This window comes from Dongia deserti (assembly GCF_003574735.1).
GTDB lineage: Bacteria > Pseudomonadota > Alphaproteobacteria > Dongiales > Dongiaceae > Dongia_A > Dongia_A deserti.
The window spans coordinates 103,657-124,807 of record NZ_QORW01000008.1 but is presented as its reverse complement, the minus strand read 5'-3'; the positions used below and the strand labels follow the sequence as shown (position 1 = coordinate 124,807).

General features: G+C 63.9%; 17 protein-coding genes. 6 read left to right on the top strand and 11 right to left on the bottom strand.

Going from position 1 to position 21,151, the window contains the following annotated elements; genetic code table 11:
* Positions 1–12 precede the first annotated feature (12 nt).
* The 6 genes from DTX69_RS14225 to DTX69_RS14200 form a co-directional block, all read right to left on the bottom strand.
* The gene (locus tag DTX69_RS14225; RefSeq protein ID WP_119302204.1) at positions 13–1,146 is read right to left on the bottom strand and encodes an ATP phosphoribosyltransferase regulatory subunit; all 1,134 of its coding nucleotides are present in this window, start codon (positions 1,144–1,146) and stop codon (positions 13–15) included.
* Positions 1,147–1,270: 124 nt separating this feature from the next.
* Positions 1,271–1,915: a LysE family translocator gene (locus tag DTX69_RS14220; RefSeq protein WP_284735766.1), complete on the bottom strand. Its 645-nt coding sequence runs from the start codon at positions 1,913–1,915 to the stop codon at positions 1,271–1,273.
* Complete coding sequence (locus DTX69_RS14215) at positions 1,912–2,694, bottom strand: PhzF family phenazine biosynthesis protein (RefSeq protein WP_119302202.1); 783 nt, start codon at positions 2,692–2,694, stop codon at positions 1,912–1,914. Before DTX69_RS14215 ends, DTX69_RS14220 begins: the two co-directional genes overlap by 4 nt.
* A gap of 12 nt (positions 2,695–2,706) precedes the next feature.
* Positions 2,707–3,318, bottom strand: coding sequence for a LysE family translocator (locus DTX69_RS14210; protein WP_162917172.1), 612 nt, complete (start codon positions 3,316–3,318; stop codon positions 2,707–2,709).
* Positions 3,319–3,323: 5 nt separating this feature from the next.
* Entirely contained in the window at positions 3,324–3,962 is a 639-nt protein-coding gene (locus tag DTX69_RS14205) for an FMN-binding negative transcriptional regulator (RefSeq protein WP_119302200.1), read from the bottom strand.
* 111 nt (positions 3,963–4,073) lie between these two features.
* Positions 4,074–4,313, bottom strand: coding sequence for a DUF1127 domain-containing protein (locus DTX69_RS14200; protein ID WP_119302199.1), 240 nt, complete (start codon positions 4,311–4,313; stop codon positions 4,074–4,076).
* Positions 4,314–4,415: 102 nt separating this feature from the next.
* On the opposite strand from DTX69_RS14200, the gene DTX69_RS14195 reads away from it, so the two are divergent.
* The 5 genes from DTX69_RS14195 to DTX69_RS14175 all read left to right on the top strand — a co-directional run bounded on the left by DTX69_RS14195 (position 4,416) and on the right by DTX69_RS14175 (position 15,129).
* Complete coding sequence (locus DTX69_RS14195; RefSeq protein WP_119302198.1) at positions 4,416–5,840, top strand: aminotransferase-like domain-containing protein; 1,425 nt, start codon at positions 4,416–4,418, stop codon at positions 5,838–5,840.
* A complete protein-coding gene (locus DTX69_RS14190) occupies positions 5,833–6,594 on the top strand; it encodes an AzlC family ABC transporter permease (protein WP_162917171.1) in 762 nt (253 codons plus the stop codon). The genes DTX69_RS14195 and DTX69_RS14190 overlap by 8 nt, the downstream gene beginning before the upstream one ends.
* Positions 6,591–6,914, top strand: coding sequence for an AzlD domain-containing protein (locus DTX69_RS14185; RefSeq protein WP_119302196.1), 324 nt, complete (start codon positions 6,591–6,593; stop codon positions 6,912–6,914). The genes DTX69_RS14190 and DTX69_RS14185 overlap by 4 nt, the downstream gene beginning before the upstream one ends.
* 95 nt (positions 6,915–7,009) lie before the next feature.
* Positions 7,010–9,037: a PAS domain-containing sensor histidine kinase gene (locus tag DTX69_RS14180; protein ID WP_119302195.1), complete on the top strand. Its 2,028-nt coding sequence runs from the start codon at positions 7,010–7,012 to the stop codon at positions 9,035–9,037.
* 539 nt (positions 9,038–9,576) lie between these two features.
* Positions 9,577–15,129, top strand: coding sequence for a beta strand repeat-containing protein (locus DTX69_RS14175; RefSeq protein WP_162917170.1), 5,553 nt, complete (start codon positions 9,577–9,579; stop codon positions 15,127–15,129).
* A gap of 252 nt (positions 15,130–15,381) precedes the next feature.
* Here DTX69_RS14175 and glmM read toward each other — a convergent pair whose 3' ends face one another.
* On the bottom strand, positions 15,382–16,734 hold the full coding sequence (gene glmM / locus DTX69_RS14170; RefSeq protein ID WP_119302193.1) for a phosphoglucosamine mutase: 1,353 nt from the start codon (positions 16,732–16,734) through the stop codon (positions 15,382–15,384).
* 253 nt (positions 16,735–16,987) lie between these two features.
* Here glmM and DTX69_RS14165 point away from each other — a divergent pair, with 253 nt between their 5' ends.
* Positions 16,988–17,665: a hypothetical protein gene (locus DTX69_RS14165; protein ID WP_119302192.1), complete on the top strand. Its 678-nt coding sequence runs from the start codon at positions 16,988–16,990 to the stop codon at positions 17,663–17,665.
* Here the strand turns inward: DTX69_RS14165 and DTX69_RS14160 are convergent.
* The 4 genes from DTX69_RS14160 to folP all read right to left on the bottom strand — a co-directional run bounded on the left by DTX69_RS14160 (position 17,662) and on the right by folP (position 21,116).
* Positions 17,662–18,090: a tetratricopeptide repeat protein gene (locus DTX69_RS14160; protein ID WP_162917169.1), complete on the bottom strand. Its 429-nt coding sequence runs from the start codon at positions 18,088–18,090 to the stop codon at positions 17,662–17,664. The two genes, DTX69_RS14165 and DTX69_RS14160, sit on opposite strands and share 4 nt — an antisense overlap.
* A 53-nt stretch (positions 18,091–18,143) precedes the next feature.
* Entirely contained in the window at positions 18,144–18,557 is a 414-nt protein-coding gene (locus tag DTX69_RS14155) for a tetratricopeptide repeat protein (protein WP_162917168.1), read from the bottom strand.
* Between the two features lie 94 nt (positions 18,558–18,651).
* Positions 18,652–19,923: a glycosyltransferase family 2 protein gene (locus tag DTX69_RS14150; RefSeq protein WP_284735793.1), complete on the bottom strand. Its 1,272-nt coding sequence runs from the start codon at positions 19,921–19,923 to the stop codon at positions 18,652–18,654.
* A gap of 59 nt (positions 19,924–19,982) precedes the next feature.
* Positions 19,983–21,116: a dihydropteroate synthase gene (folP, locus tag DTX69_RS14145; RefSeq protein ID WP_284735765.1), complete on the bottom strand. Its 1,134-nt coding sequence runs from the start codon at positions 21,114–21,116 to the stop codon at positions 19,983–19,985.
* Between the last annotated feature and the right edge of the window lie 35 nt (positions 21,117–21,151).

Sequence of the window (21,151 nt, the reverse complement as noted above, 5' to 3'; positions counted from 1 at the left end):
GAGAAATCTCCGTTAGAGCATTTGAATGGCGCCGTTGCGCCAGAGATGCGAGCAGCCGAGGCGGCGCGCTTCCTTCTCATCCTCCGCGCCGTTGTCGAGCGCGTGAATGGTGACCCAGCCTTCCTGGCGCAGGCGCAAGGCCGCATCGTGCGACGCGCCGCGCGGCAGGAAGATGCGCCGCGCCGGCTTGGGCGCGGGCAAGGCAGCCGACAACGTGTCGAGATAGAGCGTGAAACCGGTCGCGTCCTCGCCCGCCTGGTTGACATAGCGCCCGCCGCGCCCGAACTCGCCGGCGACGCCGCGCCCGAGCAAGGAGAACGTGACGCCCGTATGATACTCGAATCCGCGGTGATCGGTGGGATCGAGATTGAGGCCGAGGTCGGGGGCCGCAGCCTGCACCAGCGTCGCCACTTCGACCAGGCGATCGCGCTGCGCCGCCGCGCTCGGGGTGAGCGCGATACTGGCCAGGCGATCGAGTGCCTGCGCCGGCGCGCCAACCGCATTCATCAATTGCTGCAGGGTTGGCGCCAGTGCGCCGCCGAGTTCCTTCACCGCCGCAGCATCCTTGCGATCGAGCGCGGCGATGATCGGGGCCGGATCGGCAATGCCGGATTCGCGCAAATAGGAGACCGCGAGCATCGGTGCGTTGAGGTCAACAACTAGAGCCGCGACGCCAAGCTGCTTCAACGCTTCTGCGGCCAGCAGCACAGCTTCAGCGTCGGCAGCCGCGCTTTCGGTGCCGATGAGCTCCACGCCGGCCTGGCCGATCTGCCGCTCGGGGCGCATCTGCTCGCCCTTCACGCGCAGCACCTGCCCCGCATAGGAGAGACGCAGCGGCCTGGCCGAGCTCTTCAGCCGGCTGGCAGCGATGCGCCCGACCTGCGGCGTCATATCGGCACGCAGTCCCATCATGCGCTGCGAGACCGGATCCATCAGGCGGAAGGTGTCCGCCGCCATCGCTGCGCCCATGCCGGACAGCAGCGCATCCTCGAACTCGATCAACGGCGGCTTTACGCGCTCATAGCCCCAGGACGCGAAGCAGGCCATCAGCCGCTCCACCATTGCCGCTTCGAATGCGGCATCGGGCGGCAGGCCGTCTTTCAGCCCCGCAGGCAGCAGATGTTGATGGTCCTTGCCGTTGGCCATGTGTGGGCGCGATCTCGGATGATGGTAAACAGCGCCCCGACCCCGCGTGCTGTGGGGCCTTGGGCACAGGTAAGTAGCCGAAATCGCGCCGCCGCCGCAAGCGGCGATGCGGCGCAGGCCGGGATCAGCGCCGGCTGGTGTCGAGGGCCATGCGCACGGCGAGCGCGGCCAGCACCGTACCCATCAGCCAGCGCTGCACCAGGGTCCAGAACGGCCGCCCCGTCAGAAAGGCCGAGACGGCGCCGGCCGCCAGCACGATCAGCGCGTTGACCGTGAGGCTGATGGTGATCTGCGTCATGCCGAGCAGGACCGTCTGGCCGAGGATGTTGCCGCTGGCCGGCTCGATGAACTGCGGCAGCAGGGAGAGATAAAGCGCCGCGACCTTGGGATTGAGCAGGCTGGTCAAAAGCCCCATCGAGAACAACCGGCGATGCGAATCAGCCGGCAGATTGCGCACCTGAAACGGCGAAGCGCCGCCAGGCTTGAGGGCGTTCCATGCCATCCAGCCAAGATAGGCGGCGCCAGCGAGACGCAGCGCGTCATAGGCCAACGGCACGGCGAACAGCAGAGCGGTGATGCCGAAGGCGGCCAACAGCACATAGATCACGAACCCGATGCCGACGCCACCGAGCGAAATGAGTCCCGCCGCGCGGCCCTGGCAGATCGTGCGCGACACGAGATAGGCCATGTTCGGTCCTGGCGTCAGGACCATCGCAAGGGCCACGGCGGCGAAAGCAGCGAGCGTGGGGACCGAGATCAACGCGGTCAAATCAGCACCTCTCCAGTAACGGTGAGCACGGCCTGGCCCGCCATCTTCAGCCGGTCACCTTCAAGACGCAGCCAAAGCTCGCCGCCGCGTTGCGAGACCTGCCGCGCGAAGAAGGTCTTGCGCTCCAGCACTTCCGCCCAATAGGGCACCAGCAGGCAGTGGGCCGCGCCCGTCACGGGGTCTTCCGGAATTCCGAACTTCGGCACGAACACGCGCGAGACGAAGTCGGCCTTGGCGCCGCGCGCCGTGACGACGACATCCAGCGGCAGGGCGGCGATCTTCGCGATGTCGGGCTTGAGGTAGCGGACGATATCCTCCGACTCCACCACGGCCAGATACGTCCAGCCCCGGCGCAGATCGACGATCTGGGCGCCGATTGCCTCGGCCACCGGCGCGATCTCGGAAGCCGGCGCCGGCTCATTTGTACGGGTGGGGAAATCCATCAGCAGCCGCTCGCCGTCCCGCGCCACCGTCAGCGCGCCGGAGAGCGTGTGGAAGACAACATTGTCCCGCTCGGGCTCCAGGTGATTGAGAGCAATATAGGCGCTGGCGAGCGTCGCATGTCCGCACAACGGCATCTCGACCGTCGGCGTGAACCAGCGCAGATGAAAGTCCTGCCCCTTCGGTACAAAGTACGCGGTCTCCGCCAGATTGTGCTCTGCCGCGATCGCCTGCAGTGTCTCGTCGGGCAGCCATTCGGGCAACGGCATGACCGCCGCTGGATTGCCGGCGAATGGCTTGCTGGCAAACGCGTCGACCTGGAAGAATTTCAGCGCCATCGAAGCCCCCTTCTATCGTGCCGCCACCGCCACGCCTGCGCCGATCAGAACCGATCCACTCAAGCGATGGAAGACCCGCGATGCGGCGGTCGACGACAAAAGTCGCCGGCTGCGCTCCGCCAGAAAGATGTAGCTGCCATAGACGACATAGGACGCCAAGACAACGATCGCCGCGAGAATCAGGAAGTCGGCGAAGCGGATCTGCGTCATGTCGAGGAAGGTCGGCAGCAGCGCGCCGTAGAACAGAATGGCTTTGGGGTTCCCGAGCGTGACCAGGAAACCGAGACCAACGTCCTTGATAGTGCCCTTTCCGCTTCTCGGCCTCACGATCAGGGGTAAGCCGGAGGAACGGAAGGCGCGATAGCCCAGCCAGATCAGATAGGCAGCACCGGCATATTTGACGATCTGAAACAGCGGGCCGAGCGCCGTCGCCACCGCGGTCAGGCCGAGCACCGCAATGCCCATGAAAAGGAAGTCGGCCAGCACCAGGCCCGCAGTCACGGCGAGCCCAGCCACCGGCCCTGAGGCCCACGCGCGCGAGATGATGGTTGCCAACCCGGGACCGGGCGATAGAGCCAGAAAGAACATGCCGATGGCGAATGCGATGGCAGATTCGAGTGTCACGCGGCTCAACTCCGCGCAGCGCGCATCATGGCGGAGACAGCAAGATCCGAGCGCTGCGCCCGCGCGGCAAGTCCGTCGGCCGCACCACGAATGTCGCGCCGATCGCGGTTCTGGCCCATCTTCGCCTTCGCATCGACGCGCGAGACGGAGAGGCGAACGCCGACGATGCCGCGGATCAACGCAGCGATGTACTGCTCCGGCGCATCGCTGGTCTTCCACGGCATCTCGTACGGACTCTCCTGCTGTTCGGAGAGCTCCGTGACGTGGCGCAGCAGCCATGCGCCCTCTTGGATGACCTCGACCCGGCCATAGGCATGGACGGTCGCGTAGTTCCACGTCGGCACGGTCTTGCCACCTTCGGCCTTCGATGGATACCAGCCCGGGCGAATGTAGGCGTCGGGCCCGGAAAAGATCATCATGGCTTCGGCATCGGGATTGGCGGCCAGTCGCTTCCAATGCGGATTGGGACGCGCGAGATGGCACTCCGCCACGAGCGTTTCGCCTTCCAGCCGCGTGACCGTCGGCACGTGCGTCGCGGTGAGCCCTTCGGCATCGTGGCTGATGAGCGCCGCGAAGGGATGGGCTTTCATCAGCGCCAGCACCTCCGATTGCTCGATTATCTTGAATGAAGCGGGCACATACATCCGGGATCCCTCTGCTGCGGATCACTCGCGCGCGATGGAGGAATGCGTCGGGCGTTCATCGGCTTTCCGCCGCGTCAGCGCCCGCCGCGTCCCTATTCCAGTGTCGATGCGTTAGCCGCGATCGGCGCGCCAGAACGGCAGTGCGACCTCGTGCTCGACCTCAGCGCGGCTGACACCGATGTCGCGCAGCAGGCGGTCGTCGAGCTCGCCCAGATGACGGCGCTGACGCGAACGCTCGAACCAGGTGAAGACTTGATCGAAGAGGCGCGTGACGGCACCGCTGTCGGTCTTGCCACGCGTGGGACGCACGAAGTAAGAACCCGATTTGTCACTCGTATTGTACCGATACATCTTTCATTCTCCAGCATCAGAAGCGTTAGATTGTCCCGATTGCCTCCCTGAACAGCGATATTGTGGTTGACATTGTCCTCCGTCAACGCAAACATTGTCCTCATGACAATTTGGATCCCCGACCTTAGCAGTCACCGCGGCCCGCGCTATCTGGCGATTGCGGATGCGCTGGCCTCCGATATCCGCACCAGCCGGCTTTCGCCCGGTGATCGCCTTCCCACCCATCGCGAGCTTGCCTATCAGCTCGGCGTGACAGTCGGCACCGTAACGCGCGCCTATGGCGAAGCGGAGCGGCGCGGCCTGATCGGCGGCGAAGTGGGCCGCGGCACCTTCGTGCGCAGCGATATCGCCGTGCGCGTCAGCAATCGCACCAACGCGCCGGTGCCGACCGCAGTGGCCGCGGCGATCGCGCACTCGAACGTCATCGATTTCAGCATCAACACGCCGACCGATCTTGATGCCGGCGGCGAGTATGAGGGCATGATGCGCGCGACGCTGCGCGAGCTGTCGGATTCGGCCAGCGCCGGCGCGCTGTTGAACTATCAGGCCAGTGGCGGCAGTCGTGCGCACCGCGAAGCCGGCGCGAAGCTGCTCGCGCAGTTCGGCGTGCGGGTCGATCCGGATCGCGTTCTCATCACTGCCGGCGCGCAACATGGCGTGATGGTCGCGCTGGGCGCGATCACAGAGCCGGGCGACACGGTGCTGACCGAGAGCCTGACCTGGCCGGGTCTGCGCCGCCTCGGCGACTTCCTGCGCTTCCGCGTGCAGGGCCTGCCGATGGACAACGACGGCATCCTGCCCGACGCGTTCGAAGCCGCCTGCCGCGGCCGCAACATCAAGGCGCTCTATTGCGTCACCAACCTGCAGAACCCGACCTCGATCGTGGTGCCCGAACAGCGCCGGCGCGAGCTGGCCGAAGTGGCGCGACGCTACGGCGTGAAGATCGTCGAGGATGACGTCTACGGCTTCCTGGTGCCGAACGCGCCACAGCCAATGGTGAACTTCGCGCCGGAGCTCGGCGTGTTCTGCAGCAGCGTCTCGAAGTCGATGGCGCCCGGTTTGCGCGTCGGCTATCTCGGTGCACTCACTGACGACTGCAATCTGATCAACGACGCGGTGCGGCATTCGACCTGGCTGGCGACGCCGTTGGCTGCGGAGATCGCCGCGCGCTGGATCCACAACGGCGAGGGCGACCGCATTTCCACCAAACGGCGCGACGAATATACCCGGCGCCAAGCCGCGGCGCGCGAGATCCTCGCTGGTCTGCCCTACTACGGCCACCCGACGGCGATGCATGGCTGGCTCGATTTGCCGGACGAATGGCCGGCGGATGCCTTTGCGCTGCAGGCGCGCATCCGCGGTGTCGCGGTCTGCCCCACCAGCACGTTCTCGCTGTCGCGCAGCGGCCGCAACGGCGTGCGCATCAGCATCAGTGCGCCCGGCTCGATCGACACGGTCGCGCGCGGGCTCGATATTGTTGCGCGCCTCGCGCGCGAAAAACCGCGAGTGGATTTCTCGGTTGTCTGATGGAACAACGGTGCAAGCGGCCGCCGACTTAGGGGCGGCCGCGCCGAGCCGTCGTACGGAAATCCTCGACGGACTCAAGATCACCCTGCCCTTCATGGTGGGCGCGGCGCCGTTCGGCGTGATCTTCGGCGCGCTCGCCACCTCTCAGCCGTTGCACTTGTCTCCGTTCGAGACCATGGCTCTGTCGCTGTTCGTGTTCTCGGGGTCGGCGCAATTCGTCGCGATCGCGCTGATGGCGGTGGCGACACCGGCCTGGGTGATCTGGCTTGTCACGTTCATCCTCAATCTGCGCCACACGCTCTATGCGGCGACCCTGGTCGGCTATGTACGGCACTTGTCGCTCGGTTGGCGTTTCATTTTGTCCGCTGGCCTGACCGACGAGACATTCGCCGCGATGGAGGATCGCTATCGCCGCCTTGGCGTTCATCGCAACAGCCACTGGGCGTACCTGGCATCCATCATCGGCATGCACGTCAATTGGAACTGCTGGACGATGATCGGCATCGCGGTCGGCATGCAGATGAAAGGGCTGGATGGGTTGGGTCTCGAGTTCGCCGCCATCGCCACCTTCATCGGCATGGTGGTGCAGAAGCTGCGCACAGCCGGCGCGCAGACTGCGGCGGCGGTGGCCGGCATTCTCGCAGCTTTGCTCGCCGCCCTGCCCTACAAGGCCGGCCTCACCATCGCGACTCTGGTCGCGATCGCCGTCGCGGTGATATTCGAGCGCCACCTCGAGCGTAGGGGTCAGGCATGAGCGTCGGCATCGTCATTCTCGGCATGGCGCTGATCAATCTGGTGCTACGCTGCCCGCTATTCCTGGTGGCCAACCACATCCGCATTCCTGGAATCATCGAGAAGGCACTGGCCCACTGCCCGGTCGCCGTCCTGACCGCCATCATCGTGCCCTTCGCCCTGCATCTGGACCAGGCGCCGGACGGCAGCCAGTGGCTGAACCCCGACCTCTTCGCGACCATTGCCGCGGTCGCCGCCTCGCTCCTTACCCGCAACCTGATGGCAACCATCGCTATCGGCCTGGGAGTAGCTGTTTCCCTGCGCTATCTGGCTGTTTTCTGACCGGATTAGGCCGTTTGGCTAGGGTTTCTTAACCTATCCGGATGCAGACTTTTCGCTACCTCTAACCGCGTCTGGGACAGTGGGGCCGGAGCCCGATGCAAGGGATGCGAGATCTCGCCGAGCTCACGCGTGAGTTGGCGCGCTGCCCGGAACTCGACACCCAGTTGCAGCTGGTCTGCGACCGACTCTGCGCGGTCGAAGGCATCACGCACACCGCCATCACCATCACCGGGTTGCGCGAGCAGCCGATGCTGTTTGTCAGCCGCGGAATGCCAGAAGCGCTGGAGCGGGTCGCGGTCGCCTCTGCGTCCATGCCGGAGGAGGCGGTCCGGCTGGCGATGCCGGATCTGAAATTGCACACGGTGGTAATCGACGGGCCTCAGCCCGGCGACCGCGGCAAGATCTTCGCCTTTCTCGACTCAGAGCCTGCCTCGCCATTGTGCGAGGATGTCATGGCTGGCGCCGCCGGCCTGGTGCATTTGTGCGTCAGCCGGCACGCGGCCGCGATCGCGCGGCGCTCGGAGCTCCGGCGCGTCGAGGCGCTGCTGGAGAACATGCACAACATCATGGTCTATCAGGGCACGCCAGGTGACGGGGCCTACGGCTTCGTCGGCGGGGCGGTCCGCTGCTGGGGCCGCGATGCAATCGAGATGATGGGCGCAATCGATCCCATCACGCGCCTTGCCGACGTCAACACTTGGGTCGGCCGCATCCATGCCGACGACTTGCCCGCCTATCGCGAGGCCGAGCGCCGACGCAAGGAGCTGGGCGAGCCCTACGTCCACGAATATCGCTACGTGCATCCACGCAGCGGCGAACTGCGCTGGTTCCGCGAATGCGCCTGGGCGGCGCCGGATCCGGAGCGCGGCCGCGTCTATTGGGATGGCTTCGTCCTCGACATCACGAACCAGAAGCGCGCTGCGGTGCGCCTGACCAGGAGCGAGCATGAGGCCGCGTCCGTGCGGCGCGAACTGCTGGACGCCACCGACGGCATGACCGACGGCCTGGTCTATTACGCACCCGATGGCGCGCTGCGCTTCTGTAACCAGATTGCGCGCTCGTATCTCGGCATTCCGCACGACGCCGACATCGAGCGGATGACCTTCGACGACGTGTTGCGCCTGGAGCTGGAGGCCGGCCAAATCGTCGCCGCCCCCGAGCAGGAGGAAAATTGGACCCTGTTGCGCAGCCAGCTGCATCGCAACGGCCAGGGCCACGTCGAGATGCGCATGTTGAACGGCGGGCATCTGCGCATCAGCGACCGGCGTACGCAGCTGGGCGGCATGGTGACGGTCTATACGGACGTCAGTGATCTGGTGGAGCGCGGCGACGCGCTGGCGCGCAGCCAGCGTGACCTGCGCCTCGCCAAGGAACAGGCGGAAGTCGCCAGCCGCACCAAGTCGCAGTTCCTGGCCAACATGAGCCACGAACTCCGCACGCCGCTCAACGCCATCATCGGCTTCGCCGAAGTGATCGAGCGCGAGCTGTTCGGGCCGGTGGGCGTCGCGCAATATGCCAACTATGCCGCCGACATCCACCGCAGCGGCCAGCATCTGCTCTCGCTCATCAACGACATCCTCGACCTGAGTAAGGTCGAGGCCGGGCGCTTCGAGATCGTGGAGCAGGACTTTCCCCTGGTGGAGACCATCGACGAGGCCAAGCGCCTGCTCGAGATTCGCGCGCAGAAGGCCGGTCTCGCCATGAGCTCCGAGGTCGGCGCCGACGTCGCGCGCATCTATGCCGACCGCAAGCTGGTGAGCCAGGCGCTGCTCAATCTGCTGTCCAACGCAGTCAAATTCACGCCGGCGGGCGGCCAGATCCGCATCGTCGCCAAGCGCGAAAACGGCGGCGATCTCCTGATCAGCGTCAGCGATACCGGCATAGGCATGGCGCCGGAGGAGATTCCGCACGCGCTCGAACCTTTCGGGCAGATCGACGGCACGCTTGCCCGCCGCTACGACGGCACGGGCCTTGGCCTCACCATCACCAAGGCCTTTGTCGAGATGCATGGCGGCACGCTGACGCTCGACAGCGAAAAAGGCCGCGGCACCACCGCCACCATCCGCCTGCCCAGCTGGCGCTGCCGCCAGTGGAACGTCGGCCGCAGCGCGAGCGCGCGCTGATAGTAAGCCCGTGTCGCCGGCACGCACGTGCCGGCGCGTTCCAGATCTTTCCTTGTGACGCAGTTCGCTTCTGGCGGTCTGGCCTGGAAGCTGTTCCATCGCCGGAGCGCACCGCTCCAGGTTCGCAGAGGATCGTCGCGACTCAGATTCCCTGCGGGGGCGCGGCCCTTTCCGCGCGAATCCGCTATGGTTGAGGATATCAAAACGCTTTTGATGAATTTTTGAGAGCTGCCGCAACCATCGGGAATCCCTCGGGAATAGCTCCCTCGGGCAATAAGGCGCCTCTAGTTTGTGACAAACATCATAATTCCGAGGTTGACTTTGTGGTGGTGCACCAATAAATCGCCGCCTCGCGCCTGAACAGCGGCAATAATTGCGCAAGCCACAACAAATCGTGGGAAGCTTAGCCGCATAACCTGGGACATTGGCCGAGGTAAGCGAACCAAAGTCTTCCCGCTACTTTCACGTGTGTCAACCGTGGTAGCCGGTGGCCCGCGCGGATCGTTTGCTGCCGCCTCGAATCTGTGGAGACCGTGACCATGGCCACCATGACTGGAACCGCCGCCAACGACATCCTGGTCGGCACAAATAGCGACGATGTCGTTAACGGCCTGACCGGCGCTGACAAGATGGCGGGGGGCGATGGCAACGACCTCTACTTTGTCGACCATGTCGGCGACCTGGTTACCGAACTCGCGAACAAGGGCTTGCTGAATACCATCGTCAGCTCGATCTCCCTTACTCTCCCCGCCAACGTCGAGAAGCTCGAGTTGATGGGCGGCGCGCTCAACGGCACCGGCAACGCAAGCCACAACATCCTAATCGGCAACAGTCTCGCCAACAAATTGGAGGGCCGAGCGGGCCGTGACATTCTCGGCGGCGGCCTCGGCAATGACACGCTGATCGGCGGCGACGGCGACGACTACCTGGAGGGTGGCGCGGGACTGAACCTGCTGCAAGGCGGCGCAGGCGACGACGTGATGTATGGCACGGGCGGCGCCAACATCATGCAAGGCGGCGCCGGAAACGACGACTACTTCGTCGACAGCGCCGACGATCAGCTTGTCGAAGCCGCCGGTCAGGGAATCGACGAGGTCGGATCATATATTTCGTTCGACCTGTCGGTCAGCGGCGCGAACGTTGAGAATCTCTATCTGATCGGCGTCGGCGACCTCACCGGCACCGGGAATGCGCTTAACAATTACATTGAAGGCAATAGTTACGACAACAAGATCGATGGCGGCGACGGCAACGACAGCCTAGCTGGCGGCGACGGCAATGATACGCTGACTGGCGGTCTCGGCAACGACACGCTTGATGGTGGGGCCAACGCCGACACTCTGGTGGGCGGCAAGGGCAACGATATCTACTACCTGACCAGTGACGATTCCATCGTCGAGGAGGCCGGCGAAGGCACCGACGAGGTTCTCTCGAGCAAGACGATCGACCTCAACGAAGTCGGATACGTCACTTTCAGCGGCAAGCTGAAGGCGTTCCATGTCGCGGATATTGAGAACGCCACGCTCATCGGCAGCGGCCACATCAATGCCTTCGGCAACGCGCTGAACAACATCCTCAAGGGCAATGCCGGCGACAACACGCTCAGTGGACGCGAGGGAAACGACACGCTGCTCGGCGGCGACGGACACGACGTTCTCGACGGCGGCGCGGGCAGCGATGTCATGATCGGCGGCAAGGGCAGCGACACCTACTTCGTCGACAGCGCGACGGATGTCGTGACCGAGAAGCCCGGCGAAGGCATCGACTTCGTCTACAGCAGCATCAGCTATGTGCTGGGTGGCAGCCTCGAACGCCTTGAGCTTGGAGGTGGCGACATCAATGGCGCAGGCAACGCGCTCAACAATGTGATTGCCGGCGGCGTCGGCAATAACAAGCTCGAGGGCGGTGACGGCCACGACGACCTGTACGGGGGCGACGGTAATGACACGTTGCTGGGCGGCAACGGCGACGACTATCTCGACGGCGGTGACGGCGACGACATCATGACCGGCGGCAAGGGTAACGACGGCTACTACGTCGACAGTGAGGACGATCAAGTCGTGGAATCGGCCGGTAAAGGCACCGATCTGGTCCATGCGGAAATCAGCTTCAACCTCCTTCTAAAGGGCGCCAATGTCGAAAACCTGAGGCTGCACGGCAGCGCCAACATCACGGGCGTCGGCAATGCCCTCAACAACGTCATCGAGGGAAATTCGGGCGACAACAAACTGACCGGCAATGCCGGGAACGACAGGTTATTCGGCGGCGAAGGAAAGGACGATCTGCGAGGTGACACTGGTGACGACGTGCTGGATGGCGGCGACGGCGACGACTTTATCTTTTCTGGACTCGGCAACGACACGGCGTCCGGGGGACACCACAACGACTTCTTGTTCGGCGAGGAAGGCAATGACGAACTGCACGGCGGGCTCGGCAATGACGTGATCGACGGCGATATAGGCAATGACCGCCTGTTCGGCGAAGACGGGACCGATATCCTTTCCGGCGGCAGCGGGGACGATTACCTGGACGGCGGCTTCGGGACCAACACGCTGGTCGGCGGCGAGGGCAATGATCGGTATTTCCTGGCAAACGGAACAGCCAGCAATACGATTGAAGAGATCGCCGGCGAAGGTACCGACACCATCATCAACAACGCGACAACCGACCTCAGCGCTGCAGGTTTCGAGAACATCGAAAACCTCACGCTGATCCAGGACAAGAATGTCGACGGTTACGGCAATGCTCTCAACAACGTGATCATCGGTAACTCCGGAAACAACAACCTGAGGGGCGAGGACGGTGACGACACGCTGAATGGCGGCGACGGCAACGACACGCTGCGCGGCGGCCTCGGTGCTGACGTGATGATCGGCGGCACGGGCAACGACACCTACTATGTCGACGACAAAGGCGACAAGGTGATCGAGGTTGCCAACCAGGGCCTCGATACCATCATCACAAATTCCTCGAGCTACACCCTCGGCGCGAACGTCGAAAACATTCTCTTCCTTTCCCTGGCCGGCGCCGCGACCGGCATCGGCAACGAACTGCGCAACCAGATGCAAGGCAACGATGACGAGAACCTCCTTAACGGCAAAGGGGGCGACGACGAGCTTGCAGGCGGCGCGGGCGACGACACGCTGATCGGCGGTGCCGGCCACGACGTCCTTGCTGGCGGCGCGGGCAATGACGTCATGACCGGCGGTCTCGGAAACGATCTGTATTACGTCGACAGCATCGGAGACAAAGTGATCGAGGCGGCGGGCCAAGGGAACGATGGTATCCTGGCCGTGATCGACATCGACCTCACCAACAAGGCCTATGCCAATATCGAGAACCTGTATCTGGACGGAAATGCCAATCTCAAGGGATTTGGCAATGCAGGCGCAAACATCATACTTGGCAACAACGGCGATAACCAACTGTATGGGCGCGCCGGCAACGACGTTATCTCAGGAGGATTCGGGAATGACGGACTTGCGGGCGAGAGCGGCAATGACGCGCTGAAGGGCGAGAATGGCGACGATTACTTGTTTGGCGGAGATGGGAACGACACTCTGCTGGGTGGCGAAGGCCGAGATCTCCTGCACGGCGACGCCGGCAATGACACCCTGCATGGCGATCTTGGCCATGACTTCCTCTATGGCGGCGGCGGCAATGACGCGCTGACCGGCGGCGGCGATGACGATCAGCTCGAAGGCGAAGACGGCAACGACACTCTGGACGGCGGCACCGGCAATGACACGTTGTATGGCGGGATCGGCAACGACATCTACGTCGTCGACAGCGCCGACGACGTGGTTTTAGAAGATGCGAATGCCGGAATCGACGAAATCCGCAGCGCGGTGACCTGGTCCCTCGCCGCCCTGGCGAACATCGAAAAGCTGACGCTGACAGGAACCGGTAACATCAACGGCACTGGCAACGCGCTCGCCAACGTCATCACCGGCAACAGCGGCAATAACGAGCTCGAAGGCGGCACCGGCAACGACACGCTCTCTGGCGGCCTGGGCGACGACACGCTGGATGGTGGCACCGGCAACGACCGGATGGTCGGCGGCAAGGGTGGCGACACTTACTTCGTAGACAGTATCAAGGACGTGGTCGTCGAGAAGGCCAAAGAAGGCTACGATATGGTCTTCAGTACGATCAGCTATACTTTGGGCGCCAATCTCGAAGCGTTGTATCTGCTGGACGGCGCCCTCAGCGGCACCGGCAACGCGCTCGACAACTTCATCAGCGGCAACGGTGGCAATAACAAGCTCGACGGCAGCGCCGGAAACGACACTGTGGAAGGCGCCGCTGGCAACGACACGCTGCTTGGCGGAACCGGCAACGATACGCTCTATGGCGACGCCGGGAACGACCTGCTGGAGGGCGGTACCGGCAACGACCTGCTCGAGGGCGGCGCGGGTGCTGACGAGATGCGCGGCGGCGCCGGCAACGACATCTATTATGTCGACGACGAAAACGACAAGGTGATCGAGCTGGCCGGCCAGGGCATAGACACGATCCGCACGACCATCAACTTCAATCTCGAAACGAACAGCGTCAACGTCGAGAACGTGGAGGTCTTGGGGAACGGTAGTCTCGCGATCAAGGGCAACAAGCTCAGCAACAGCATTACCGGCGGCGCCGGTAGCGATACGCTGGAGGGCGGCGCCGGCAACGACACGCTCGACGGCGGCATCGGCAACGACACGCTGAAGGGTGGTGCCGGCAATGACCGCTATCTGAACGTCGATGGCAGCGACACGATCGAGGAGGAGGCAAACGGCGGCATCGACGAGGTCGTGGCGATCGCCAGCTATACGCTCGGCGCCAATGTCGAGAACCTGACTCTGGTCGGCGCCAGCTTCCTCCAGGGGACCGGTAACGAGCTCAACAACGTCATCACCGGCAACAGCGGCGAGAGTGAGCTCTTCGGCCTCGCCGGCAATGACACGCTCAACGGCGGCGGCGGCAACGACACGCTCGACGGCGGCACCGGCAACGACTCGCTGATCGGCGGCGATGGCGCCGACTGGCTGTATGGCGGCACCGGCAAGGACACCATGCGCGGTGGCAAAGGCGACGATGTCTATTACGTAGACCATGCGGGCGACACAGTGATCGAGAACACCAGCGAGGGCTACGACACGGTCTCCACCACGCTTGCCAGCTACACGCTCGGGGCAAACATCGAGGCTCTAGTCTTCGAAATCGGCAGCGTCGATGCGATCGGAACCGGCAACGCGCTCAACAATGTCATTAGCGGCGGCGGCGGCAACGACAAGCTCGACGGCCAGGCCGGCAACGACCTCATCGCCGGCGGTGCGGGCAACGATCTAGTGATTGGTGGCATCGGGCACGACATTCTTATCGGAGACGAGGGCAACGACATCTTGAACGGCGGCGCGGGCAACGACGCGCTGACCGGCGGGGCCGGCAACGATGTGATGATCGGAGGCGCCGGCGACGACACCTATTACGTAGATGACATCGGCGACGTGATCCAGGAGAACGCAGGCGGCGGGATCGATCTCATCATTACGAGCGTCAGCCTCGATCTGGCCGCCAATGTCGAGCATGTGCTCGTTTCCCAGGGCGCTGTGACCATCAATGGCAACGATCTCAACAACACCATCATCGGCTACACTGGCGCCGATGTCCTGAACGGCGGCAAGGGCGCCGATCGGCTGCTTGGCGATGCAGGGGCGGACATTCTAAACGGCGGTGACGGGGACGACGTGCTCGAGGGCGGCCTCGGTGTCGACACGCTCAATGGCGGCGCGGGCAACGACCTCTTCCGCTACACACTGGACGTGCCGGCGGACCTCAACACGATTGGCGGGGACCTGATCCAAGGATTCGAGGTCGGCAAGGACAAGCTCGACCTCTACGACCTGTTCGACGATTTCGACGTCGCATCGGAGGATGTGACAGGTGATGGATACCTGCGCCTCTACGTCAACAACGGCGACACGCTGGTGCAGTTCGACAAGGACGGCGGCGGAGACGGCTTCGTGACGCTCGCAATCCTTGAGGGCGTCACCAATGCGACACTGGCCGACGTGATCTACAAGCCTGACAGCGGATCGATTTTCTAGCGCTTGGGCGGTGCGCTTGTTCAGCCCACGGCGTGCCGCCCTCTCCCCGTCATGCCCGGACCTTGTGTCCGGGCGTCCACGAGTTTAACCGCGCAGACGCTCGTGGACGGTCGGCCCAGCCGGCCGTGACGGGGAGAAACTCTTCCCGGTCGAAAGGTGCAAACCCCTCATCCCATGCGCATAGGCTTTGCGATCGCGTCGCGGGTGATCTGATCACCGCGGAAGTGGCACGCGCTGGCTGTCTTCTTGCCGCTAAGCGGCCGCCTGCACCGCCGCGACGATGTCCGCAACGATACGCGCGACCAGCGCTTCGTCCTCGCCCTCGCCCATGACGCGGATCAAGGGCTCGGTGCCCGACTTGCGGATCAGCAGGCGGCCCTTGCCATTGAGCGCAGCCTCGGCGGAAGCGATTGCGGCCTTGACGGCCGCGTCTTCGAGCGGCTGTCCGCCGCTGGCATTGAAGCGCACGCTCTTCAGGATCTGCGGCAGCGGCGTGAACACGCGGCCGACTTCGCTCAAGGGCCGCTGCCGTTCCGCGAGCACGGCGAGCACCTGCAGCGCCGCCAGCAGGCCATCACCCGTCGTGGCAAAATCACTGAGAATGATGTGGCCCGATTGCTCGCCGCCGACGTTGCAGCCGGTCTTGCGCATCTCTTCGAGCACGTAGCGGTCGCCAACGGGCGCGCGCCAGAGCTTCAGCCCCTGCCCCGCCAGCACGCGCTCGAGCCCGAGATTGGACATCACCGTCGCGCAGATCCCTCCGGCCTTCAGCCGCTCACTCGCGTGCCAGGAGAGCGCGATCAACGCCATCAGCTGGTCGCCGTCCAGGACCTCGCCCTTCTCGTCGGCGATGATCAGGCGATCGGCATCGCCGTCAAGCGCGATGCCGAGGTCCGCGCCATGCGCCACCACCTGGCTCTGCATGGTCTGCGGATGGACGGCGCCGCACTGCTTGTTGATGTTGATGCCGTTCGGCTCGCACGCGACGGCGACGACCTCGGCCCCCAACTCCCACAGGACGGTCGGTGCGACCTTGTAGGCGGCGCCGTTGGCGCAATCGACCACGATCTTGAGGCCGCTGAGATCGCGTCCCTTCGGGAAGGATGATTTAACGAACTCGATGTAGCGGCCCTGCGCGTCGTCGATGCGCTTGGCGCGGCCGAGCTCGGAGGACGGCGAGAGCGTCTTCGAGAAATCGTTGCTCTCCATGCGCCGCTCGATCTCCAGCTCGATCGCATCCGAGAGCTTGTAGCCGTCGGGCCCGAACAGCTTGATGCCGTTGTCCTCGTACGGATTGTGCGATGCGGAGATCATGACGCCGAGATCGCCGCGCATGACGCGCGTCAGCATGGCGATGGCCGGCGTCGGCAGCGGCCCGAGCAGCATCACATCCATGCCCATGGAGAGGAAGCCCGAGGTGAGCGCCGTCTCCAGCATGTAGCCGGAGAGGCGCGTATCCTTGCCGATGATGACGCGGTGGCGATGATCGCCGCGCCGGAAGTGCGCGCCAGCCGCCAGCGCCAGCTTCAGCGCCGTAACCGCCGTGATCGGCTCGCTGTTGGCCTGCCCCCTGACCCCGTCCGTCCCGAACAATTTGCGCGCCATGTGGCTTTCGCGACTCCCCTGTGACAGGTTCGATTCTAAGGGCCGTTATGGCGGAATTGCGGCACCACGCCAAGCGCCCGCTCCACTGGCATGTTCCTTGCGCCGATGCTCCTGAGGATCGCATAAAAGGGGAACAAAAATGCCAGGATGCAGCCCGCTCCAACTCGCGTCCGCTCCAGACAGCATGCGAAGGCTATTCCTACAAAGCATTGAAAAAGTAGGATTTCAGTCAACAGAAACGAGGCGAAAGGAAGTGGGCGCGGACCCGCGCGCGTCGAGATCCAGCCTTCCTGGCGCGGCAGATTTTGCCGGCCCGAATGCGGCGATTGCCTGGCGGAGGCGCTACCTGGAATGGACGGAAACCGGCCTGCCGCGCACCAGCACCGACCTCCTGGCGCGCCTACCGTTCGACGACGCGGTGAAGCTGGCGGCCCTCGTCGGAACCGGGCAGATGACCTGGCCGGAGATCAATGCCGCGCTGGATGCGATGATCAAGCTGGCGGCTGCGGACGCTCTCGACGGAGCGCTGGAAGATGAGCGTCATGCGTCGCCCACACAACACACGGCCAAGGCCACCTGCGAAAACGAAATCTGGGCGCGCTATCATGCGCAGTGCGACGAGGTCTTCGCCAACGAAGGCGGCCCCTCGGAGCTGGACGACCGTTCGCAGCTGTGGGCAACGGAGCAGGTTCTGGATCGCCTGAGGAGCATCAGGGACCGCGAACTCGCGACGCTGCGCCAGCAACTGGAGCAGCCGCTCGGTCCCGCATCATCTGCGATCCGGCTGCAGCAAAAGGCGATGCCGTGGACAGAGCTTTCGCCTTCAGAAACCAGGGCGCTTGGCAAGCTGGGTGCGACCGGATTCGCCGCGTCCGAGGGCATGATGGCCGCCGTCGGCAGTCTGGTCGGCGAGATTGCAAGCGGCGCCTAGTGGATCGTCTCGTCGGCGGTCTTGCGTTCGATAGCGCTGACGTAGGGCTTCACGTGATCCTCGATCCAGGTCGGATCGAGCCGCGCTACCTCGCGAAACTCAGCCAGCGATTCAGCCCACTTCTCCTGCAAGTAATATGCGCGGGCGAGATACCAGTGTGCATAGACGTGATTCGGCCGCCTGTTCAGTTTGTCCTGGGCAAAGCGAATCAATTCACCAATATCGTCGCTATCGAGCAGACGCTTCGCTTCGTGCTGGAAGAAATCTTCCCACATCGAGAACAGAGGTCTCAGACTGTGAGCGGCAAATCTGAGGACGCCTAGGCACGCAGAAAGAACCACCACAATGAGAATCGCGATCAGCAGCAACCGAATGTTCGATAGCTCTGCTGCCGTTGTTGCAGGCTCCGCGACGTTATCCAACACCCCGCCTTGTCTCCCGCGATGCTTCCCTACTGATAGTCCGCCCTCCCACGCAATCAATGCAACGTGCGTGGCTGCTCCGGTGTGTCGGAGCTGATAGGCATCTCCCGGGGGCGCAGCTTGGCCTCGATGGCGCGCACATAGGGGGTCACGCTGTCCTCGATCCAACTCGGGTCGAGGCGGGCGACCTCGTTGAAGGCGCGCAGCGCCTCGGTCCACTTCTGCTGCAGATAGAGGGCGCGGGCGAGATACCAGTGCGCATAGGTGTGGTTCGGCCGCTTGGCGATGCGTTCGCGCGCGTAGGCGATCAGCTCATCCAGCTTGTTGGTCTCGAGCAGGCGCTGGCACTGCTCGCGAAAGTATTCGGCGGAATCGGTATCAACCTGCGGCGCCGACGGTCGGCGCCTGCGGAGAAGTGCAAGGCCGCCCATCGCTATGATTGCTACAAATGCAAGATAAAGGAATGCCACGAGCCGCTCCCGTCAATCGCATCATTCAAGATCTACAAGCTTAATGTTTGGTTAGCCCACCGATCCTTGCATATTACATCACCTCCGCGCTCGCCTACGCAGATTGCGAGATCGCGCCACGCTGTGGCGGTCGGTTCGGCCAAATCGCTGAGATCCAGCTTACGGGGGCAAGCGACACCGAGCCGAGCGCCATGCGGGGCGGCACCCCCGTTACGTTCCTTACGAGAACATCGAGCGCCATTCCACCGGTCAGGTCGAACTCGACGATCGAATAGTCATCGCGGCGAAGCCGGGTTCTGCAGCATATCACCGACGCACCAGGCATGCCGGGACGCCTCGTCATCTCAAACTTGACTGGCCGGTCATTCATCCGCACATGAAGGCAATTCAAAGCATCTTCGTTCATGCCGAGAATATCGAAGCGAATATCCACCCTGCGCGGCGAGGTGAAGGGCAGCAGCAGTTTCGGCCGCGGATTCGGGCCGGACCACCGGTACGGCTGGTGCCGGTCCGTCTTGAGCGGCTGCCAATCAATGGCGGCGGGATTATCCATCTGCTCAAGATGCGCCGCAGCAGTCAGCGCTTGCAGTGGTGGACGCAGAATCCCCTTGCTCTTGCGATTGGCTTCGGTGATTTGGCCGGGTGCATAGCGCGCATAGTCGGGATGCGCCGCAACCATGTATCGGCCACTCTCGCGCGATCGCTGCACGATGTCGCGAACGAATGCCGGAAAGCTTGGTTCGGACATCATGCGCAGCAGCTGAACCTGCTCGCTTGAGTCCATCTGCAGGTAGGAAAGATAGCGATGACCGCCTGCGAACTTGTGGACCGTAATTTGACCGGTCGGATGGAAGCGCAGCCCAGCGCTGAAAGCGCGCAGCGAGAATTCCGCGTCGACCGGTGCACGCTCCTGCTCCGGCTTTCGCCACGGACCAATTCGTGCCGTGATCTCCCTCCGATGAGCAATCGATGACGGCGGAAAGAAGTGCTTGCGAGGGGCCTGGTCGTCAAGGGGTTCGAACATCCCGGTTACAATGTAGAAGCCGCTGCCCGGCGGCCCATGGTAGATGCATCCGGCGATCACGAATGCCGCGTCGGGATTCTCCAGGAAGCAGCGATGCAGGGTCGCCAAGTGGTCGGGTGCCCAGACATCATCGTGACCGATATAGACCACATAGCGACCACGCGCGAGCTCGATGCCGGCATTGTTGGGGCCGGCCTGACTGCCCGATCGTTGCGGAAGATTCAGCCACGTGACGCGCTCCGAGCGGAATGCTCCGATCACGCGTTCAGTGTCATCCGTGCAGCAATCACCGACAACGATCAGCTCGAAGTCCTGGAAGCTCTGATCGAGGACGGATCTCATCGTGGGGACGATGTGATGGCCACGGTTGTAGGCCGCTAGCACGACGGAGAACGCGGGGGTCATGGGTGCAGCCCTGCCGCCGCCGCCCAGATCGCGCGCGCCTGGAACGCCTCCGCAACATCGTGCACACGGATGATCTGGACACCGCGCTCGAAGCCTATCTGGTGCCCGGCGAGCGTGCCGGCGACGCGCTGCTTGGGCGGCTCACCTTTGCTGAGGCGGCCGATGAAGCTCTTGCGCGAAGTCCCGAGCAGGACCGGGCACCCGAACATGTGGAACGCAGACAGCTCGTCCAGCAACCTCAGGTTGTGGTGGTCCTTCTTGCCGAACCCGATGCCGGGATCGACCGCTATGCGTGCGCGGTCGATGCCGAGCTGTTCGAGCGCCGAAAGCCGTGCCGCGAAATAGTCGAGCAGGTCGCACGTCACATCAGCATAGCGTGGATCCTGCTGCATGGTCTGCGGATCGCCCAGCATGTGCATGAGCGCGATCGCGGCACCTGACTTGGCGGCGATCCGCGCGCTGTCCGGATCGCCGGTCAAGGCCGTGACGTCATTGATGATCCAGGCGCCGGCCTGCACGGCCTGATCCATCACCGCGGCATGGCGCGTATCGATCGAAACCACGGCGCCGGCATGGGCGAGCGTACGCACGACCGGCAGGACGCGCGCGGCCTCTTCCCCCGGTGCAACCGGCTTCGCGCCCGGCCGCGTAGATTCGCCGCCCACGTCGATGATGTCGGCGCCGGCCGCCAGCACGGCGCGCCCATGGTCGATGGCACTCGACGCTTCCGCAAAGTCGCCGCCGTCGGAAAAGCTGTCCGGCGTCACGTTGATGACGCCCATGATCAGCGGCCGCTTGAGATCGAACCCGGCCCAGGGCGCGCGCGGCGCAGTGAAGGCTTCAGCCAGCTCAGGCGCGAACGCGCGGGCCATCGCCAGATCGACCGGGCGTCGGCGCCCTTTCTCGCCCTGCTGGCGCTCGATCGTCTCAGCCGCGGCAAAAGCAAGCGGACCGCCTGCCAATGGCAGCGCCACGCCTGCCTCGACCGCGCGCGCAGCGGCAGGGCCGGAGATCAATCCCCGCGGGATGAGATACCGTGTCATCACCGGCGCACGATATAGGCCCATGCGCCATCGTGCCAGGGCCGGCGTTTGCCGCAGCGAATGCAGATCGGGTGCCCGTCGATCCATCGACGTTCGCACCGCGGACCTGAACAGAAAAAAGC

What these genes read in the sequence shown, in the direction of transcription:
- DTX69_RS14225 (WP_119302204.1), bottom strand. Translation starts at nt 1,146, where the DNA reads ATGGCCAACGGCAAGGACCATCAACATCTGCTGCCTGCGGGGCTGAAA.
- DTX69_RS14215 (WP_119302202.1), bottom strand. Translation starts at nt 2,694, where the DNA reads ATGGCGCTGAAATTCTTCCAGGTCGACGCGTTTGCCAGCAAGCCATTC.
- DTX69_RS14205 (WP_119302200.1), bottom strand. Translation starts at nt 3,962, where the DNA reads ATGTATGTGCCCGCTTCATTCAAGATAATCGAGCAATCGGAGGTGCTG.
- DTX69_RS14200 (WP_119302199.1), bottom strand. Translation starts at nt 4,313, where the DNA reads ATGTATCGGTACAATACGAGTGACAAATCGGGTTCTTACTTCGTGCGT.
- DTX69_RS14195 (WP_119302198.1), top strand. Translation starts at nt 4,416, where the DNA reads ATGACAATTTGGATCCCCGACCTTAGCAGTCACCGCGGCCCGCGCTAT.
- DTX69_RS14185 (WP_119302196.1), top strand. Translation starts at nt 6,591, where the DNA reads ATGAGCGTCGGCATCGTCATTCTCGGCATGGCGCTGATCAATCTGGTG.
- DTX69_RS14180 (WP_119302195.1), top strand. Translation starts at nt 7,010, where the DNA reads ATGCAAGGGATGCGAGATCTCGCCGAGCTCACGCGTGAGTTGGCGCGC.
- DTX69_RS14175 (WP_162917170.1), top strand. Translation starts at nt 9,577, where the DNA reads ATGGCCACCATGACTGGAACCGCCGCCAACGACATCCTGGTCGGCACA.
- glmM (WP_119302193.1), bottom strand. Translation starts at nt 16,734, where the DNA reads ATGGCGCGCAAATTGTTCGGGACGGACGGGGTCAGGGGGCAGGCCAAC.
- DTX69_RS14150 (WP_284735793.1), bottom strand. Translation starts at nt 19,923, where the DNA reads ATGAGATCCGTCCTCGATCAGAGCTTCCAGGACTTCGAGCTGATCGTT.
- folP (WP_284735765.1), bottom strand. Translation starts at nt 21,116, where the DNA reads ATGGATCGACGGGCACCCGATCTGCATTCGCTGCGGCAAACGCCGGCC.